13 protein-coding genes, 1 pseudogene and 1 riboswitch are annotated in these 17,822 nt (G+C 40.4%); of the genes and pseudogenes, 12 read left to right on the top strand and 2 right to left on the bottom strand.

Annotated features, from left to right (window positions below; genetic code table 11):
- The first annotated feature begins 529 nt into the window (after nucleotides 1-529).
- The 3 genes from EKM76_RS09680 (at nucleotide 530) to EKM76_RS09690 (ending at nucleotide 2,851) form a co-directional block, all read left to right on the top strand.
- A complete protein-coding gene (locus EKM76_RS09680) occupies nucleotides 530-907 on the top strand; it encodes a MerR family transcriptional regulator (RefSeq protein WP_125550470.1) in 378 nt (125 codons plus the stop codon).
- Between the two features lie 73 nt (nucleotides 908-980).
- Entirely contained in the window at nucleotides 981-2,096 is a 1,116-nt protein-coding gene (locus EKM76_RS09685; RefSeq protein WP_125550471.1) for an NADH-dependent flavin oxidoreductase, read from the top strand.
- 116 nt (nucleotides 2,097-2,212) lie between these two features.
- A complete protein-coding gene (locus EKM76_RS09690) occupies nucleotides 2,213-2,851 on the top strand; it encodes an NAD(P)H-binding protein (protein WP_318531406.1) in 639 nt (212 codons plus the stop codon).
- Nucleotides 2,852-3,409: 558 nt separating this feature from the next.
- On the opposite strand, the gene EKM76_RS09695 is transcribed toward EKM76_RS09690, so the two are convergent.
- Entirely contained in the window at nucleotides 3,410-5,272 is a 1,863-nt protein-coding gene (locus EKM76_RS09695; RefSeq protein WP_125550472.1) for an acyltransferase family protein, read from the bottom strand.
- A 719-nt stretch (nucleotides 5,273-5,991) separates the two neighbouring features.
- On the opposite strand from EKM76_RS09695, the gene EKM76_RS09700 reads away from it, so the two are divergent.
- The 8 genes and pseudogenes from EKM76_RS09700 to EKM76_RS09735 all read left to right on the top strand — a co-directional run bounded on the left by EKM76_RS09700 (nucleotide 5,992) and on the right by EKM76_RS09735 (nucleotide 14,351).
- Entirely contained in the window at nucleotides 5,992-6,351 is a 360-nt protein-coding gene (locus EKM76_RS09700; protein ID WP_125550473.1) for an ArsR/SmtB family transcription factor, read from the top strand.
- Nucleotides 6,338-6,700, top strand: a complete 363-nt coding sequence (gene arsD, locus EKM76_RS09705; protein ID WP_125550474.1) for an arsenite efflux transporter metallochaperone ArsD — start codon at nucleotides 6,338-6,340, stop codon at nucleotides 6,698-6,700. Before EKM76_RS09700 ends, arsD (EKM76_RS09705) begins: the two co-directional genes overlap by 14 nt.
- Before the next feature lie 77 nt (nucleotides 6,701-6,777).
- A complete protein-coding gene (gene arsA, locus EKM76_RS09710; protein ID WP_125550475.1) occupies nucleotides 6,778-8,508 on the top strand; it encodes an arsenical pump-driving ATPase in 1,731 nt (576 codons plus the stop codon).
- A gap of 124 nt (nucleotides 8,509-8,632) precedes the next feature.
- A complete protein-coding gene (locus EKM76_RS09715) occupies nucleotides 8,633-9,928 on the top strand; it encodes an arsenic transporter (RefSeq protein ID WP_125550476.1) in 1,296 nt (431 codons plus the stop codon).
- 20 nt (nucleotides 9,929-9,948) lie between these two features.
- On the top strand, nucleotides 9,949-10,278 hold the full coding sequence (arsD, locus tag EKM76_RS09720; RefSeq protein WP_125550477.1) for an arsenite efflux transporter metallochaperone ArsD: 330 nt from the start codon (nucleotides 9,949-9,951) through the stop codon (nucleotides 10,276-10,278).
- Between the two features lie 37 nt (nucleotides 10,279-10,315).
- Nucleotides 10,316-11,713, top strand: coding sequence for an FAD-dependent oxidoreductase (locus tag EKM76_RS09725; protein WP_125550478.1), 1,398 nt, complete (start codon nucleotides 10,316-10,318; stop codon nucleotides 11,711-11,713).
- Nucleotides 11,714-12,074: 361 nt separating this feature from the next.
- Nucleotides 12,075-12,284: pseudogene (locus EKM76_RS09730) on the top strand (2,3-bisphosphoglycerate-dependent phosphoglycerate mutase); the annotation flags it as partial.
- 651 nt (nucleotides 12,285-12,935) lie between these two features.
- Entirely contained in the window at nucleotides 12,936-14,351 is a 1,416-nt protein-coding gene (locus tag EKM76_RS09735) for an MFS transporter (protein ID WP_125550480.1), read from the top strand.
- A 44-nt stretch (nucleotides 14,352-14,395) separates the two neighbouring features.
- On the opposite strand, the gene EKM76_RS09740 is transcribed toward EKM76_RS09735, so the two are convergent.
- Nucleotides 14,396-14,632 carry an SDR family NAD(P)-dependent oxidoreductase gene (locus tag EKM76_RS09740; RefSeq protein WP_125550481.1) on the bottom strand — a complete coding sequence of 79 codons (237 nt, stop codon included), beginning with the start codon at nucleotides 14,630-14,632 and terminating at the stop codon, nucleotides 14,396-14,398.
- 91 nt (nucleotides 14,633-14,723) lie between these two features.
- A riboswitch (TPP riboswitch) is annotated at nucleotides 14,724-14,823 on the bottom strand.
- Between the two features lie 219 nt (nucleotides 14,824-15,042).
- On the opposite strand from EKM76_RS09740, the gene EKM76_RS09745 reads away from it, so the two are divergent.
- Complete coding sequence (locus EKM76_RS09745) at nucleotides 15,043-17,376, top strand: ABC transporter ATP-binding protein/permease (RefSeq protein ID WP_125550482.1); 2,334 nt, start codon at nucleotides 15,043-15,045, stop codon at nucleotides 17,374-17,376.
- Nucleotides 17,377-17,822 lie beyond the last annotated feature (446 nt).

The following is a 17,822-nucleotide window of genomic DNA, read 5'->3' on the forward strand; positions in this document are numbered from 1 at the left end:
TGGGCGTGGTGTGATAGACTGTTCTTGCATCAAGACGAAAACTTCTTTCATTGTTTGTTGTAGGAACTTCAATGATACCTGAATTTTTCGTCTTGGTGTCTTTTTTTTACCATTTTGGCTGGGTGGCTAACTTAATTATAAAACGCGCGTTTTTGCTTATAAACGTTATCGTAAAATGTTTCTGACCAATTAGCTGACTTTTGATCAATGCGCCAACCAATTATGTTTACTGTACAAAACAGGCATTTCGCAGTGATGAGAGAATGCCTGTTTTTGTGCGCCTTTTGCGGCTATTGGACGGTGTAAACGCTGGGCCAAGCCAAATCACTAATTAAGGTCATCAATAATCATTCCTTCAGTAAATTTGGCATGTTATCAAGTATACTGAGAGTGGCATTATAAAGGTAGATACAAAAAGAGTTAAATTGTGACATCTGAATTAGGTGCTTCATAGCCGCAATGCGCTCAATAAGTTGAAATACTGTTACTAAAGGATTTACTGAATTATTAAACTCGGGAGGCAATAAGTTTGAATATTAAAACGGTTAGTCAAAAATTTGATCTGTCGGCCACGACCTTACGTTATTACGAGGATGTTGGCTTGATACCGCCAGTCAATCGTAATTCCAGCGGTTATCGCGACTATGATGAAATTGATTTAGAATGGGTTAATTTTGCTAAATGTATGCGCGAAACTGATATCTCAATTGATGTTTTAAAGGAATACGCTGCATTGGCCCAACAAGGTGAACAAACTTCGGATCAGCGTAAGCAAATTTTAATCGAACAGCAAAAGCTATTAGATCAGAAAATAAAAACGATCCAGAATACCCAGGCTTTTTTAAGCAATAAAATTGCGACCTACGAGCAGCACGCTAAGCAAATGGAGCGAATTTTTAAAAATTAAGCAAAAGCACTTGCCTTCCAGTCGACTTGAAGGTTTATTCTTGTCTATATTGAAAAGAAGGCAGGTATAAAAAATGAAAAACTATCCTAAATTACAACAAACTTTTACTTTAAATAATGGTGTCGTACTCAAAAATAAAATCGTGATGGCGCCAATGACAACCTGGTCTAGCAATGAAGATCAGACAGTTTCGAATGCAGAAGTTAGCTACTACGGAGCGCGTGCTAACAGTGCGGGAATGGTGATCACAGGTTCAAGTCATGTGCAAGAAAATGGTGTTGGTTTTGCAAATGAATTAGGGGTCTATGCTGACCGTTTTATTCCTGGATTAACGAAATTAGCGACAGCCATTAAGGCCGGCGGTGCAAAAGCTATTATTCAATTGAATCATGCCGGTGATAAAGCTTTACCACAGTTTATTTCTGATAAAGATGTGGTTAGTGCCAGTCCAGTTCCTGCTCCAGAAACGGCGTTTGCGCCGGCACAGACGCCGCGTGCATTAACTGAATACGAGATTTTGCAGGTCATTAAGTCGTTTGGCGCGGCAACTAAACGCGCCATTCAAGCTGGCTTTGATGGTATTGAAATTCATGGTGCGCACGGCTTTTTAGTACAGAATTTTCTTTCACCACACTACAATCAGCGGACTGATCGTTGGGGTGGCAGTTTAGAAAATAGACTACGCTTTGCCATGGCGGTTGTGGATGAAGTTAAGCAGGTTGCGGCGGAGTACGCCGATGATTCGTTCATCATTGGTTATCGAATTACGTTGGAAGAACCTGAAGCGGACGGTTTACGGCTCGTTGATACGCAAAGCTTAATTGAACATTTAATTGAAAAACAAGTTAGTTATCTGCATTTATCGTTGGGTGATGCAGTAACTTCGCACTCACATAACAGTGGCAATGACGAACCCTTTATTCAGCTAATTTCTAAGCAGGTTGCGCAGCGGGTACCTTTAATCGCTGCCGGGGCATTGGCTTCTTTTGAAAAAATGGAAACGGCATTAGCTGATGGCTTAGATTTAGTGGCTGTTGGGCAGGCTTTAGTTGCTAACCCCGATTTGTTTAACCACGAGCAGTTATCGCTGACACTGGCCGCAAGTAAAATTGATTCAATCACCGTGCCGAAAACAATGTTTGCTGCTATCAAACGAGTTGGTGCTTTTACGTTTAAGTTGGTTGATTAGGCGGGTCAATTTTAAAGAAAAATAAGGTTCTAATTATTCGAAAATGGCAAGCCTAACTGTTATTATTAAGTGACAGATTTAGCTGATATTAATTGAGTAATGAAAGAAGCGAATAAATGATGAAAATTGGCATCATTGGTGCTACCGGCCGTGTTGGTAGTGCTATTTTAAATGAAGCAGAAGCACGTGGTCATAAGGTTACAGCTCTAGTTCGTAACGCAGACAAAGCAAAGGAAATGTTTGGTGCGGATGCGGCTATTCTTGAGAAAGACGCGTTGGCATTTGATGCTACGGATTTAAACCAATTCGATGTGGTCGTTGATGCTTTTGCATCGTCAAAGGCCTATCAACATTTAGATTTGGCAACAAAATTAATCAGTCTTTTTCGTAATAACAAGCAAACTCGATTAATGTTCATTGTTGGTTCAAGTTCCCTTAAGAAGCCAGATGGGACCAGAATGCTTGATGATGTTTTGAAAATGTTCGCGAACGAACCATGGGTGGCGACACCAATTCAACAGGTTCATGAATTAGAGTTCTTGCAGTGGGTAGACAATGTCAACTGGAGTGCCATCTCACCACAGGTTAACTTTGAACCCGGTGAAAAAACGCAATACCGTTTGGGCACCGATGAAGTGATGGAAAACAAAGCGGGTAAACAAGCGGTTTCATTTGGTAATTTTGCTGGTGCGTTAGTTGACGAACTGGAAACACCGCAACATAAGCAACAACGTTTTACAGTTGTTGATGACTAATTTCTTGACCCAGCATCGCCGTACATGATAACTCATTACGGACTTCGATTAAGTATGTTTACTGCATGAAACAGGCATTCCTCAATGAAGGGAAATGCCTGTTTTTGTACACTTTTTTGTTCAAAGCGTTGATCTAGTTTGGAAGTATTTAAACTAAAGCAGCCACCAATTTCTTGCACAATGAAGCTAAAAAGCGTGGAACGGTATAAGGTAGACTCTGCTTTATCAGGAGCATCTTTTAAATGCAGCAGTGAAAAACTGAATAATAAGTTGAAGCACAATTAAAACAAAACGCAGCGCAAAAATTACAACAGTTAGTGACACAGGCTAAAGCACAGCCGGTTCGTTAATTGCGTATATTCACGAACTAAAAGAATAGCTAGCAATACTTTTGCTGGCTCATTAAACCAATAACTCATGACTAGCTGGAGCTGCGTTAAGTTACTTGACGTTGAAACATCAGTATTGCGCCGATACAGATAATAATGCGCGCCAACACAAAAGGAGACTATGACATCAGTGTGCCGTAGTCTCCTTTTGCTATCAGGATTACTTTTACTATTTTAAAACTTGCTTGGCAATAAAGTCGGCGTAGTATTGTTTACCAGTTTCGTTAGGGTGGACCTGATCGTCATAGAACCAATCTGGATGGTTGTTACTATAATGATACCAATCAATAATGGTTAAATTAGGCCAGCGTTTAGCGGCTCGCTGTAGTGAATCATTGACTGTATTTTGCCAACTACGAGTGGGAACGCGGACGTTGATCCAAAAAACAGTGCGCTGTTTGCCCAGTGTTTGCATAATGGCGTCTAACTGAGTATCAGTGAACGCGCCATTCGTACCTAAACCGATCAAAACGTTATTAGCCAGTACCCCTTGACTAGCATAACTATTAAGGATGGCTTCGCTACTATTTGCTTGGCGGCCGACAGTTGCGTCAATGATCATCTGCGGAAAAACCTTTTGGAGGCTATCCAGTCCATCAAGCATGACTGAATCGCCAATTCCTACCAGCGGTAATTGCTGCGCTTTTTCAGTTTGTGCAGGCGTTAAATCACCGACAGCTCGTGGCGGCGTCTTGGTGTTGTTGACTGCGCTGCTCGAACTTGACGATCCAGCTTGTGTTTTACGTTTTTTAGCAGCAGCGATTAATTTAGCGTTGCGGGCTGTGTTCGCTTTAGCGTTTTGGGTGATTTTTTTGGCTAGCGGTGTTGGTGTCGTGATTGCGCGCGCCGGTGCTTTTATTGCACCGAATAGGCCAATACCTAGAACTGTTACTGCGGGAATAACCCAGAAATGACGCCAACGTGAAGGCGAATAATGTCGTCCCAGAGCCTTATTCCGCGGTTTTTCAACCAAGCGATAAGTGATCTCACTGATCAACAAAATTAAAGCGAGCTGAATTAAATTGTGTAACCAGGGCAAGTGGGCGATGTTTTTGACTTGATTTTCATAAAAAATCATCACCGGGAATTGATAGAGATAAATACCATAACTACGTTTGCCCAGCCAAGTAAAGAATGGATTTGTCAGCCAGCGGTTAACGTGAGCACCTGGATGAACCGTGACCGCAGTGAGTAAAGTAATGCCGAGGGTGAATAATAACATCCCACCACGGTAAACAAATGCGCTTTGTGCATCGATCTTCAGGTACATAACGAGCGTCATGACGATCATCAGCAGACCAATACCATCTAATAACCAAACCTGAGGTCGGTTAATTTTAGTTTTAAGAGCGGCGCTTGGCCAAATGATTGCTAGTGCTGCGCCGAATAAAACTGAGAACAGGCGGGTATCGGTGCCGTAATACACGCGACTTGGATCAGTCCCTGGATGATAAAGAAACGACATTAACAATGCTGATATCACGGCTAAAGCCAAGAAAATAATGGCGATATGCTGGCGCTTTTTAAATAATGTGAGTAAGCCGATCATGATCAACGGCCAGAATAGATATAATTGACCTTCGATCGATAGTGTCCATAAGTGAGTAAAGGGTGACTCGTTATTAGCGAAACGGTCGAAATATGATTGGCCATGTAGAATTTGCCACCAATTATAAACGTATAGTAGATTACTCAACAGAATACCGCGTAATTGCGCTAATAGCTGATGTTGAAATAAAGTGATGTAAGTGGCAGTGGAAAAGAGCATGGTTAGCAGTGCTGGATACAGACGTTTCAGCCGGCGACGATAAAATGACCATAAGGCAACATGGCCATTGCGCTGCCATTCTTGGACTAATAGATCAGTGAGCAAATAACCGGTCAGTACTAGAAAAATGATGACCCCTAAAAATCCACCCGCTACTTTATAAGGAACGAGATGGTATAAAATGACCCCAATAACAGCGATTGACCGCAGACCGTCGATACCCGTAATATACCGGCGCTTGATCAGTTGCTTTTTTTGTTCCATACACGATCACAACCCATTTATAATTTAATTTATTCAATAATTTAAGCAATCAAGTAATGACTGAGGGGCAGTTAGGTTAAAGCGCTGTAGCAAACTGTAACGTTGTTGTAAATCAGCATTGTTGATTCTTCACTATTGGAATAAAATTTTCTTTAAATTGATTATACTGAATGAGGAGCCTTATGTAAACGCACACGGTTATTATTTTGTTATTTTTATTTTTTCTAATCGTCTACTAATGCTGTTATAAAAACAAATGATGGATAATCGCTTATACATTTCTTGTTATTTAATTAGTTATATTTTCTATAAAATGACAGAAATACTTTTTTAGACAGTAAAATGTGATTGTACGATCAATGAATGCTGTTTTATATTATGAAATATTGATAATCTATAATGATACTAGATTAAGCTATAATACCGACACTTAAGTGTAATTTCTAAGGTGAAGCGAGTCTCAAATACTGGATAAAGCTAGTTTTGGATTTAAAGAACCAAGCATGATTTGGCGCTAAACGAGGTATGCGCTATGGCACCTCCATTGAAACCATGTAGTCAAACTATTGCTGTAGAATGAGTTCTTGAATGAGTGTGATGGGTCAACACTCTTTTACAAGATAATAATAGTTAATTTTCAATCGATGCTTGACGGTTACATAGATAACAGTCTATATTATATATAGATATGTATCTATATTCACGAAAGGGGCTTATCAATGGATTATCAGAATTATGTACAGATGCTGAAAGCCATGGCTGACCCTAATCGGCTTAAAATAATTGATTTACTCTCATGTGGTTCACTTTGCGCCTGTGATATTTTAACGCATTTTGATTTTTCACAGCCGACATTATCCCATCACATGAAAGTGCTGCAAAATGCAGGTATCGTCATTGCACGTAAAGAGGGCAAATGGCAACATTATACGTTGCGAACTGAGTTTATCGATCAATTTAAACAGGGTACTGATCAATTATTAGCTGCTGATGAGTCATGTATTTGTCACAGTGATAATTGCGCGGACTGTCAAGCAGGTCATTCAGGAAAGGTTGTTGTCTCTAATGAAGAAAGTTGAATTATTTGAACCAGCTATGTGTTGCTCGACTGGGGTTTGTGGACCTTCTGTTAATGAAGATCTATTGACGATCACAGCGGCATTTGATGCTTTGCAAGGTGTGGATAGTGTTGAAGCTGATCGTTATAACCTAAGTAATGATCCAGATGTTTTCAGTCAGCGCGCTGATATTTTAGCGGCAATCAAGGATGATGTGGATGCAACCTTGCCAATTACGGTTGTTGATGGGCAAATCGTTAAAACCGGCGCGTACCCAACAATTGATGAATTATCGAAATATACCGGCTTAGTTTTTGTTCCAGCTAATCAATCAGGTGGTTGCTGTGGTGGCGATAGCGGCTGTTGCTAGGTCTTATAAAGTAAGAAATGGCACAGCCGTTTCTTTTAGGTCATATATAGATGAATATCGATATAAGGAGAATGACGATGCGGAATTATCAACCGGAAAAAGCTAACTTAACCCATTATCTATTTTTTACAGGCAAAGGGGGCGTGGGAAAAACGACTACGGCTAGTGCAACAGCAATTAATTTAGCTGATGCCGGTAAACAAGTGATGTTGGTTTCCACGGATCCAGCAAGTAACTTACAAGATGTTTTTAAGACTGAACTAACCAATAAGCCAAAAGCAATTACTGGTGTGCCTGGATTGTTTGCTGCTAACTTTGATCCGGTGACCGCAGCAGGGGAGTATCGGGAGAGTGTTGTTGGTCCATACCGTGGTGTGCTACCGGAAGCGGCAATCAGAAATATGGAAGAGCAATTATCTGGTTCCTGTACAGTCGAGATTGCATCGTTTAATGAATTTGCTAACTTCTTAACTGATCCAGACGTTGACCAACGTTTCGATTATATTATTTTTGATACTGCGCCGACTGGCCATGCACTACGAATGCTGCAATTACCATCAGCTTGGAATAATTACTTATCAGAAAATGATCGTGGTGCTTCATGCTTGGGTCAGTTGGCCGGTATGGGCGATAAAAAAGCGATGTATGAAAAAGCGGTGGCAACATTGAGTGATGGTGCGTTGACCACGTTAATGTTAGTCACTCGGCCACAGAAAGCGTCGTTACTTGAAGCGGCGCGGGCAGCACAAGAATTAGCTGATATTGGGATGCATAATCAACAGTTGATCATTAATGGGACGCTACAAGAGCCATCCGATACTGCGTCACAGGCTATTTTTGAGCAGCAACAAAGTGATCTTCAACAAATGCCAGCCAGTTTGCAAAAGTTAATTCAGTTTGAAGTGCCATTGCGCGCTTATAACATAACGGGTCTGAACAAATTAAAATTAGTGTTGCAAGCGCAACAGCCTAGCCTGACTACTTATCCAGCTATTGAAAATAATTATCCTGACCTTGATATTGTGGTCGCTGATTTACTACGGACCAATAAAAAAATTATTTTTACGATGGGCAAAGGTGGTGTCGGTAAGACGACTGTTGCCGTACAGATCACGAAAAAATTAGTGGCGCAACATAAAACGGTTCATTTAGCGACCACTGATCCAGCTGATCATTTAGAATTTTTTAACACGGCTGATCCAGCCATCACCATTAGCCATATTGATGAACAGCAAGTACTAAAGGACTATCAGGATGAAGTACTTGCGACTGCGCGACAAACCATGAAATCTGCTGATGTTGATTATGTGGCTGAAGATCTACGCTCACCTTGTACTCAGGAAATTGCCGTTTTCCGAGCATTTGCTAATATTGTTGCCCAAGATGATAGTGATGTCGTTGTCATTGATACCGCACCAACTGGCCATACGCTATTACTATTGGATTCAACACAAAGCTATGCTAAAGAAGTCGCGCGGACAGCGGGTGAAGTGCCACAGTCAATCGTCGACTTACTACCACGACTACAAGATCCTAACCAAACAGAAATTGTGATGGTCACATTGCCAGAAACCACGCCAGTTTATGAGTCACTGCGGCTTAATAATGATTTAGATAGAGCCAAAATTGCCCACACTTGGTGGGTGGTTAACCAAAGTATGTTGGCAACCAATACGGCTCACCCATGTTTACAGGCACGGGCACAAAATGAAGTTGAATGGATCGAAAAAGTTAAAGCGATTTCCAATGATCATTTTGCAGTGGAACAATGGCAACCTGATTTTGAACAAGTACTGTTAACGATTTAATGAATGATGTTATGGCTAAATTAATTATTAGAAGCAACCAGAACCTAAATTAATATAAATTTTATAGTTAGTATCAGCCATCAGGATATTACTATCCTGATGTTTTGGTAATTGGAGGAGAATTATGCAGGTCTTTTTTGCAGTTGTTATTTTTTTACTGACATTATTGTTTGTCATTTGGCAGCCAAAAGGATTATCAATTGGTTGGACGGCAATTGGTGGGGCAGTATTGGCACTTTTATTTCGTGTGGTGACGTTCAAGGATGTTGGGACAGTAACTGGAATTGTGTGGAACGCCACATTATCATTTGTGGCAATTATTTTGATCTCCCTGATTTTAGATCAGATCGGCTTTTTTGAATGGGCTGCCCTACATATGGCACGTTTAGCTAAAGGTAATGGTGTGCGCATGTTTATTTTGATCGCTGTGTTGGGTGCAATCGTTGCCGCATTATTTGCCAACGATGGCGCGGCATTAATACTGACACCAATCGTTTTGGCAATGGTGCGGGCACTACATTTTGATGAGAAAAAAGTCTTTCCATTTATTATCGCCAGCGGCTTCATTGCGGATGCGACCTCGTTACCATTAGTCGTCAGCAACTTAGTTAATATCGTTTCGGCAGATTTTTTTGGGATTACATTCTCAGAGTATGCATTGCGGATGTGGATACCAGACTTATTCTCGTTAGTAGCTAGTATTAGTATCCTTTATCTGTATTTCCGTAAGGCTTTACCGACTCATTATGATACGACAAAAGTTCCTGAACCTAAAACTGCAATCAAGGACCCGCGGTTATTTAGATTTTCTTGGGTGATGCTAGCGGCGTTACTGATTGGTTATTTCAGTAGTAGCTTTTTAAATATTCCAGTATCATTTATCGCATTGCCAATTGCCGTGATTTTCTTACTGGTAGGTCAGCAAAGCAAATCAGTTAATACCAAGGCGGTTATTAAAGGCGCACCATGGAATATTGTTTTCTTCTCGATTGGGATGTATGTCGTTGTTTATGGTCTACAGAATGTTGGCCTAACCGCTTTGTTAGCTGGTGTAATTAGTAAAATGGCAACGGGTAGTCGTTTCTTAGCTACTATGGGGATGGGGTATTTAGCCGCATTCTTGTCTTCAGCCATGAATAATATGCCGACGGTTATGATCAATGCCTTATCGATCAAAGGGGCAAATGTATCTGGCTTAATGCAGCAAACACTAGTTTATGCCAACGTGATCGGTTCTGATCTCGGTCCTAAGATCACCCCAATTGGTTCCTTAGCTACTTTGGTTTGGTTGCACGTGTTGTCGCAAAAAGGGATTAAGATCACGTGGGGAGCTTATTTTAAAATTGGCATCACAATTACAATTCCCGTGTTATTCATTACGTTATGTGGTTTATGGTTGTCGTTAACGATTTTTGGTTAAGATAATATTAAGGAGACTCTATGACAATAATTAAAGTTTTTGAAGCAGCACAATGTTGTGCTAGCGGCATTTGTGGTTCTAGCATAAGCAAGGAGCTGATTCAAACCACTGCGATTCAACGGCATGTTAATGCAGCAGGAAAAAATCAGATGGAACGTTATAATTTGGCACAAAATCCTGATGTATTTGTCCAAGAACAGCAGATTGCTCAATTAATAAAAATTGAAGGTATCGCTACTTTGCCGGTTACTATGATTGATGGCAAAATTGTCAAGAAGTACAATTATCCAACATTTCAGCAGTTTTCAGATTATTTACAGCAAGATTTAGAACAGGCACTAGTCCATTAGTCTAGCAACTTAAAACCTTAGTAAGGAGTACTTAAAAATGACCAATGAAGCAGGACATTTATTAATTATTGGTGGCAGTGATGCTGGTATTTCGGCTGCACTACAAGCTAAGGAATTACAGCCAGATTTGGCAGTGACGCTTTTATTAGCCGACGAATATCCTAATTTGTCGATCTGTGGCTTACCGTATGCAGTAGGCCGTGAAGTCACTGATTGGCATGCTTTAGCTCATCGCAATCTAACTGAATTAACGGCTACGGGTATCAAATTTCAAATGAATATGGTTGCAGATCAAATTGATACAACTAAACGTGAAGTGCAGGCTCATTCACGCGATGATAGTGTACACAAGACTTTTCATTATACTAAATTAGTTGTGGCAACTGGCGCGCAGCCAAAGTTCTCCGGTATTACCGGCGTTTCTTTAGCGACGACTCAACAGCCTGCAGGTAAAATAAGAGCTATGCATACCATGGCTGATTATTTTGGGTTGGAACGCGACTTAGATTCAGATAAAGTTCAGCATGTTGCGATTATCGGTGCCGGCTATATTGGCATTGAAATGGCGGAAGCCTTACGTCATCGGCACATGGACGTTACTATTTTTCAACGTGGGGCCGAAGTTTTAAGTACAGTGGATGCTGATCTAGGTCAACTATTGCAACAAAAGTTAATTGAACACGGTGTGAATGTTCTAACCAAGACGGCAGTTAGTGCAGTGGAAGCAACTGATGTAGGGGCAACAATTATAGATGTGACTAAGCAGTCTTATCACTTTGATCTTGTTTTAGTCGTTGTAGGGGTACAACCTAATACAAAACTGCTAGTACAAGCAGGTGCTGAAACAGGAATTGCCGGTGCTATTAAGGTGAACGAGTATATGCAGACATCGTTACCAGATATTTGGGCGGCGGGCGACTTAGTTGAAACCAAGCATCGTTTATTAGGAACAACTTATTTGCCTCTAGGCACTACTGCGCATAAACAAGGTCGCATAGCGGGTTATAATGTTGCTGGGGTAACGCGTACCTTTAAAGGTAGCATTGGGACGCAAGTGTTAAAGGCGTTCGATCTTATCATAGCTAGAACAGGCTTACTGACAAAAGAAGCCGAGCAGGCAGGATTTGTGCCATTTACTACCACGATTGATGTTGATGATCATAAGGCATATTATCCGGGCGCACAAAAAATCAAAATCAGATTAACTGGTGATCAGAATACAGGCCAGCTATTAGGGGCACAGTTGATTGGTCATTATGGCAGTGAGGTGGCTAAACGTAACGATGTGTTCGCAACAGCTATTTTTAATCAGATGAAAGTGGCAGAGGTTTGTGATCTCGATCTATCGTATTCACCACCAGTTGGCTCACCTTGGGATGCAGTTCAACTTGCCGCACAAGATTGGGAACGACAACTCTATAGGTTGAAGCGGTAGCAAATTCAGCATAATTACAGATTAATCATAAAGTGCCGTTCTTAATTTATCTTTAAGTGATAGTTCACGCGATAGAAATTGGTAATAAATGCTGATATATCGATGATTATGGTCAGCAATAGAGCACTTTAATTTTAAAATCATGCGATAATTTAGTGCGGTTAATTTAAGTGATAAACCGGCCTGATCTGCAAGTGTTGAACTAATACATTGAAGTGATTTGATGTTTAGTTGCACTTAATATTTCATTTTTTAACGCTAAAGCTTAAAAATAACATCAAGACACTACCTGGTCACTACTGATTATGGAAGCAGTATGAAAATGGATATTATCAATGGTTTTAGCGATTAAGCATCAACACCATTTTGGGAAGATGAGATCGCGCCCAAGTTACTTGATGGTAAAAACGTCATCATCGCCACACATGGTAACTCATTGTGTGTCTTGACTAAGTACATCGAAAATATCTCTGATGAAGACATCATGGGCGTTGAAATAGCAACTGGCGAATCAGTTGTTTATGACTTAGATGACAAATTAAACGTTGTTAGCAAGAAGAAATTAGGCTAGAGTGATTAAAAAGGCGGCTAGGTTCTGAGCATTAGCCTAGCTTGACGGATCAGCTGCGCAGCAGATGGTCTGGCAAGCTAGGCTAAGCGCAGGAAGCTGCCTTTTTAATCACGTTTACAGTATGAATTAGGTACTCCTTAGTGATAAGGAGTGCCTAATTTTTATACACTTTTTTTGTCATTCGGGCGCTACTTGAACGCTACAAGCTAAGGTTTTAGCAAGCTGATAGGTGAGTACTGGTGATCTTGCTATGGGTGACTTTTAGCTAAGAAAAAAGTTTTATTTTTGTACGCCTTTGATGCCCAATATACCTGTTAGTTTGGAGCTAACGTTAGATAGTCTACGATGAAAATGACACTAGTTGTCACGTTGTTAACTATTTCAAGTAGTATACAAATTATTCTGTTAGCCCTCTTATTCCGCATAACTTCCATTCAGAGTGTTTAGATCATTTACCCATAATTACTTAAACGCTCGATTCATCATTGGTATACCAAGCTTAATTAAATAAATAGTAGGGAAAAAAGATACTAATTGTCAAAAGCAATTAGCAGCACAAAGTAATGCCGCTAAAGACAAAATAATTTTAAAAAATACTATACTGGTCTATGATACGAATAGTAAAAATGAGCTAAAATATGAGGTGATAAAATGAATACGGTGAATAAAAAGCAAGTCATTTCAATCATTGGTTTATTTTCATTTTTAAGTAGTTTATCCGGCTCAAGTGTTAACCTAGCTTTACCTAAAATTAGTATTGCCCTTGGGATTTTTAACAGTGCTTCGACTTGGGTTTTACAAACTGGTTTAATTACAACTGCTGTGTTGTTGGTGTTTTTTGGTCATTTAGGTGATTTGATTTCCAAAAATTTGGTCTTCATTTATGGTGGTGCTTTCTTTATTGTTGGTTCAGCAATTAACGGCTTAGCACCAAACTTTGTGATTTTAATTGTTGGCCGCATAATTCAGGCAATTGGCTCGGCAATGATTATGGCGAATACAATGGGAATTATTACTGAGACATTTCCAGACAAACAACGGGCAGAGGCTTTAGCAATCAATTCCATGTTTATTTCAGTCGGGGCAATTTCTGGTCCGGCAATTGGCGGTTTGATCATGGGGCTTACTTCATGGCGGGGCATCTTTTTAATCAACATTCCTGTCGGTTTAGTCATTTTATGGTTAGGGTTTATCGTGTTGCCGCGACCTAAAAAATCAGTACATTCTTTGCTACAGATCGTTAGTCAGGTTAATTGGTTAGGCCAGTTTCTTTTTACATTCGGCATAATTATTCTCTTTTTAAGTTCTAATTTATTTCAAAAAGGTGCAACTTATTTACTAGTAGGAACTGGTATTCTGTTATTTGGGGTTGGCTTAACGATTTACGCGTTTGTTCAGGATGATCACGCACGACAACCGTGGATTGCACCTGAATTACTGCATAACCCAACCTATATGCTTTCGGTCACAACGCTTTTTTTAGCGATGATGGTCAATGTGTTTTCAAATGTGCTGTTACCTTTTTATTTACAAAGCTTTTTAGGCTTGGGGGCGCTGAAAAGTGGGTTGATCATGGGTGCCCAAGCGCTGGTCATGTTAGGCGTTTCCCCACTGGTTGGCTATTTTGCTGATCGCTGGAATCGTATTACCATTATATTGGTGGGCCTTCTACTATTGTTGGTATCACAAATTGGCTATGTCGTTTACCCACTAAGTTTTAACTGGTTACGCATATTAGGGCCAATTGTGTTAAATGGGATTGGAATGGGCATGTTTATCTCGCCTAATAATGCCTTAACAATGGGCGTGATCAATCCTAAGTTTGCCGGGGTAGGTGGTTCATTTAGTTCGTTTGCGCGGACGTTGGGCATGTCGTTAGGTGTTAGTTTAGCCTCCACATTACTTTTTTTACAGCTTTCTGGCGTTAGACAGATTACGCCTGTTTTAGGTGGTAACTTTATGCAAGCTTTTCACCGGGTTTTCTTGGTCGCTGCGCTGATCAGTATTGTTACAATTTTGTTGATGCTTTACCGGGCACTGCAGACCGAACATACGAAGAAAGATTGAATTTTAAATGGATCAATGCATTATTGATCACAACATCAATTGGGTCAAATTGTTGCGTCGCTTTTTTGAATCATGGATGTGACTTGTTGTTTGTCACATACGTCAGCTTGAATCGCGATTGCATGGCGATTCCCAATGGCATCAACGACTGCTAAACCTTTGACTTCACTTTTGAAATAATTGACGATCACGGCATAACCTAATGTGCCGAATTTTTTAGCGATGGTTGCGCCTAAACCGCGGCTGGCTCCGGTGACTAATACGGTTGGTTGTTTTGTCATTAAGACGTCCTCCTTAATTTAATGGAATTCGCCAAATAAAAAAGCGTGCTCGATATTCCATCCACTTAAACACAGCAAACGGGAACGCAAATTACTAGCGTCGTCACTTTCCTACGTTGGTATTGACCAAGTCAGGTTCAAAGGGACTAGACGGATCGTCTATCTCAGCATGCAGCGCCCTAGTGGATAATGATATATTCAATTACGCTGAGTGTAGCATAAAGGTTCATATATAACAGCGCTTACAGGTTGGCTGGGAATTTTACGCTAAATGATTTACTTAACGTCGCCAGAGTAATGCTGGAGCATGAGTAGACATTCTTAATAGTTGACAGTTGTGAATTATGTTATTATAGTTAATACTTGTCAAACGATAAATATAATTTCCTCAATAAAAAGGAGACTTAATAGTGTTAAAACTAAACCATATCAACAAATTCTACCATGTTGGCGATAACGTCACGAAAGCACAGGATGACGTTTCAGTTGATTTTCGTCAGCAAGAATTTGTCGCTATTCTAGGACCAAGTGGCTCTGGGAAAACAACTATGTTAAATATTATTGGTGGCTTGGATCGATATGACTCCGGCGATTTATTGATCAAAGGAAAATCAACTAAAAATTTCAAAGATTCCGATTGGGATGCTTACCGGAATAATTCAGTCGGTTTTATTTTTCAATCCTACAACCTAATTTCACATCTTTCGATTATGGAAAATGTGGAAATGGGGATGACCCTAAGTGGTGTGCCGGCTGCTAAAAAACGGCAAATGGCAACGGATGCTTTGGTTCGTGTTGGTTTAAAAGATCAGATCCATAAACAACCCAATCAACTTTCCGGTGGTCAGATGCAACGGGTAGCAATCGCCCGTGCAATTGCCAATGATCCAGAGATATTATTGGCGGATGAACCAACCGGGGCCTTGGATTCGGAAACTAGCGAAGAAATTATGCAGCTGATTCGTGATTTGAGTAAGGATCGACTGGTGATCATGGTCACTCATAATCCTGACTTAGCACATCAATATGCGGATCGAATTATTAATTTTGCGGATGGTAAAATTCAGGATGATTCCAATCCATTTGAAGCAGAACAAAAACAATCTGATTTTGCCTTAAATAACACAAAAATGAGTTACTGGACGGCTATGAAACTTTCTTATACCAACATTCGGACTAAGAAAGGTCGTACTTTTCTAACCGTTTTTGCGTCAAGTATTGGTATTATCGGTATTGCTGTTGTTTTAGCGCTATCCAATGGGTTCCAAAAACAGGTTGACCAGACTCAAAGTGATGCCCTGTCAACAATGCCAGTCACGATCTCACAAGTCAGTACGGATCCTAGTGCGCTGGCGAACAGTGGTAACAACACTAAAACGACGAAAAGCAACATGGTCACAGCTGAAAAGAGTGATCAGGATAAGGCGCAACACACTAATAAAATTACGCGCCAGTACCTTGATTATCTGAATAAGATACCGAAAAAGGATGCCAAAAATATTGCCATCAGTTACGGTACGGGGATGAATTTAGTTCGTCAAGTCAATGGTCAATATAAGTCAGTGAGCTTCGCGAATACGGATCCCGATAAGGCTGCATCTGGAGCGAGTGCGATGATGAGCGGTAGCGCAAGTGGTATCAATGGTAGTGTCTATCCCGTTGATCGCAATGGGAAACAGTCATTTTTGAAGACTTACTATAAAGTTGTTGCTGGTAGTTATCCGACTAAAGCGACTGATGTTGTGTTAGTCCTCAACAAGGATAATTCGCTAAATATTAATGCTTTGAAGAATCTTGGCTTTAACGTTAAAGACGGCCAGAAATATAACTACAAAGATTTAGTGGGCACAACGGTTAAACTGGTTGCAAACGATGATTACTATACAAAATTACCAACTGGCAATTTTGTGCCAGAAACTGATTATTCAACAATGGCCACCAAAGCAGCGACTAAAACATTGACGGTTAAGGGAATCATTCGGGTGAAATCAAGTGATTCAGCTGGCATTCTTGCTAGTGGTGTTGCCTACAGTGCTGATTTAACCAAAGTAGTACTCGATGCTAATAAAGATTCGGCGATCGTCGCGGCGCAAAAGAGTAGTGCTAACAGTGTCATTACTGGGCAGAGCATGGACCAAGCCGTTCGTGAAAGCACCTTAGCGACGCTTGGCGGTACGTCAGAACCAACTAATATTCAAATTTATCCGACTAAATTCAAACAAAAAGATCGCGTTTTAGATTATTTGGATAAATATAACAAAGGTAAGAGCAAAGCAAATAAGGTTGTTTACACCGACCTAGCCAGCACTATTTCGACAATGACAGGTGGCATAATGGACGCCATCACTTACGTTTTAGTCGCATTTGCGGGTATTTCGCTGGTTACTTCAATGATCATGATCGCAATCATCACTTACACTAGCGTTCTGGAACGGACAAAGGAAATTGGTGTACTGAAAGCTTTAGGCGCGCGGAAGAAAGATATTACCCGGGTTTTTGATGCTGAAACATTCATTCTTGGTTTTGGCGCTGGTGTATTTGGGATCGTTGTTGCCTGGGTGCTAACATTCCCGATCAACGCTGTCTTAGCCAACGTTACCGGATTATCAGGGGTTGCGGTGCTTAATCCAATGCAAGCAATCGTGTTGGTTATTATTTCCACCGTACTAACTATGTTGGGTGGCCATGTTCCGGCACGAATGGCCGCTAAGAAAGATGCTGCAGTGGCGTTAAGGTCTGAATAAATAACGATGTTTCAAAATTTGAAAAGAAGCCTTACAAATGACATTTGAAAATCAACGACCAACTACAAAAAATATTGAAGCAATACTTGATGAGCGAAGATATTGTCGTTGTAGAGCATTTTAAGCGGACAACGCTAGTAGCTAAAAATAGATAATTTCAATAGACATTCCCTTTGGGCGGGATGTCTATTTTTTTGTGAACTAGAAGCGCGGTATTTTCGCGGTGAAACTTGTTAATAGAAATAAATGTCAACAATCGATATAACATCGCACGTATTAATGATATCTTATAAGTAGATTGGTCCCCTGTCAATAAAATAGACAATTTAAATAGAGACTTTTTTGTCCTATGCCACGACTAAATTTTGAATTTGAGTTTGATACTCATCTTCAAGTTGCTTTGGTGATTTGAATCCACAGTGACTGTGAATTCTAACTGTGTTGTA

It is taken from the genome of Loigolactobacillus zhaoyuanensis, from assembly GCF_003946385.1.
GTDB classification, from domain to species: Bacteria; Bacillota; Bacilli; order Lactobacillales; family Lactobacillaceae; genus Loigolactobacillus; species Loigolactobacillus zhaoyuanensis.

Coding starts and splice junctions, on each gene's coding strand:
- EKM76_RS09685 (WP_125550471.1), top strand. CDS start 981: ATGAAAAACTATCCTAAATTACAACAAACTTTTACTTTAAATAATGGT.
- EKM76_RS09690 (WP_318531406.1), top strand. CDS start 2,213: ATGATGAAAATTGGCATCATTGGTGCTACCGGCCGTGTTGGTAGTGCT.
- EKM76_RS09695 (WP_125550472.1), bottom strand. CDS start 5,272: ATGGAACAAAAAAAGCAACTGATCAAGCGCCGGTATATTACGGGTATC.
- EKM76_RS09700 (WP_125550473.1), top strand. CDS start 5,992: ATGGATTATCAGAATTATGTACAGATGCTGAAAGCCATGGCTGACCCT.
- arsD (WP_125550474.1), top strand. CDS start 6,338: ATGAAGAAAGTTGAATTATTTGAACCAGCTATGTGTTGCTCGACTGGG.
- arsA (WP_125550475.1), top strand. CDS start 6,778: ATGCGGAATTATCAACCGGAAAAAGCTAACTTAACCCATTATCTATTT.
- EKM76_RS09715 (WP_125550476.1), top strand. CDS start 8,633: ATGCAGGTCTTTTTTGCAGTTGTTATTTTTTTACTGACATTATTGTTT.
- arsD (WP_125550477.1), top strand. CDS start 9,949: ATGACAATAATTAAAGTTTTTGAAGCAGCACAATGTTGTGCTAGCGGC.
- EKM76_RS09725 (WP_125550478.1), top strand. CDS start 10,316: ATGACCAATGAAGCAGGACATTTATTAATTATTGGTGGCAGTGATGCT.
- EKM76_RS09735 (WP_125550480.1), top strand. CDS start 12,936: ATGAATACGGTGAATAAAAAGCAAGTCATTTCAATCATTGGTTTATTT.
- EKM76_RS09740 (WP_125550481.1), bottom strand. CDS start 14,632: ATGACAAAACAACCAACCGTATTAGTCACCGGAGCCAGCCGCGGTTTA.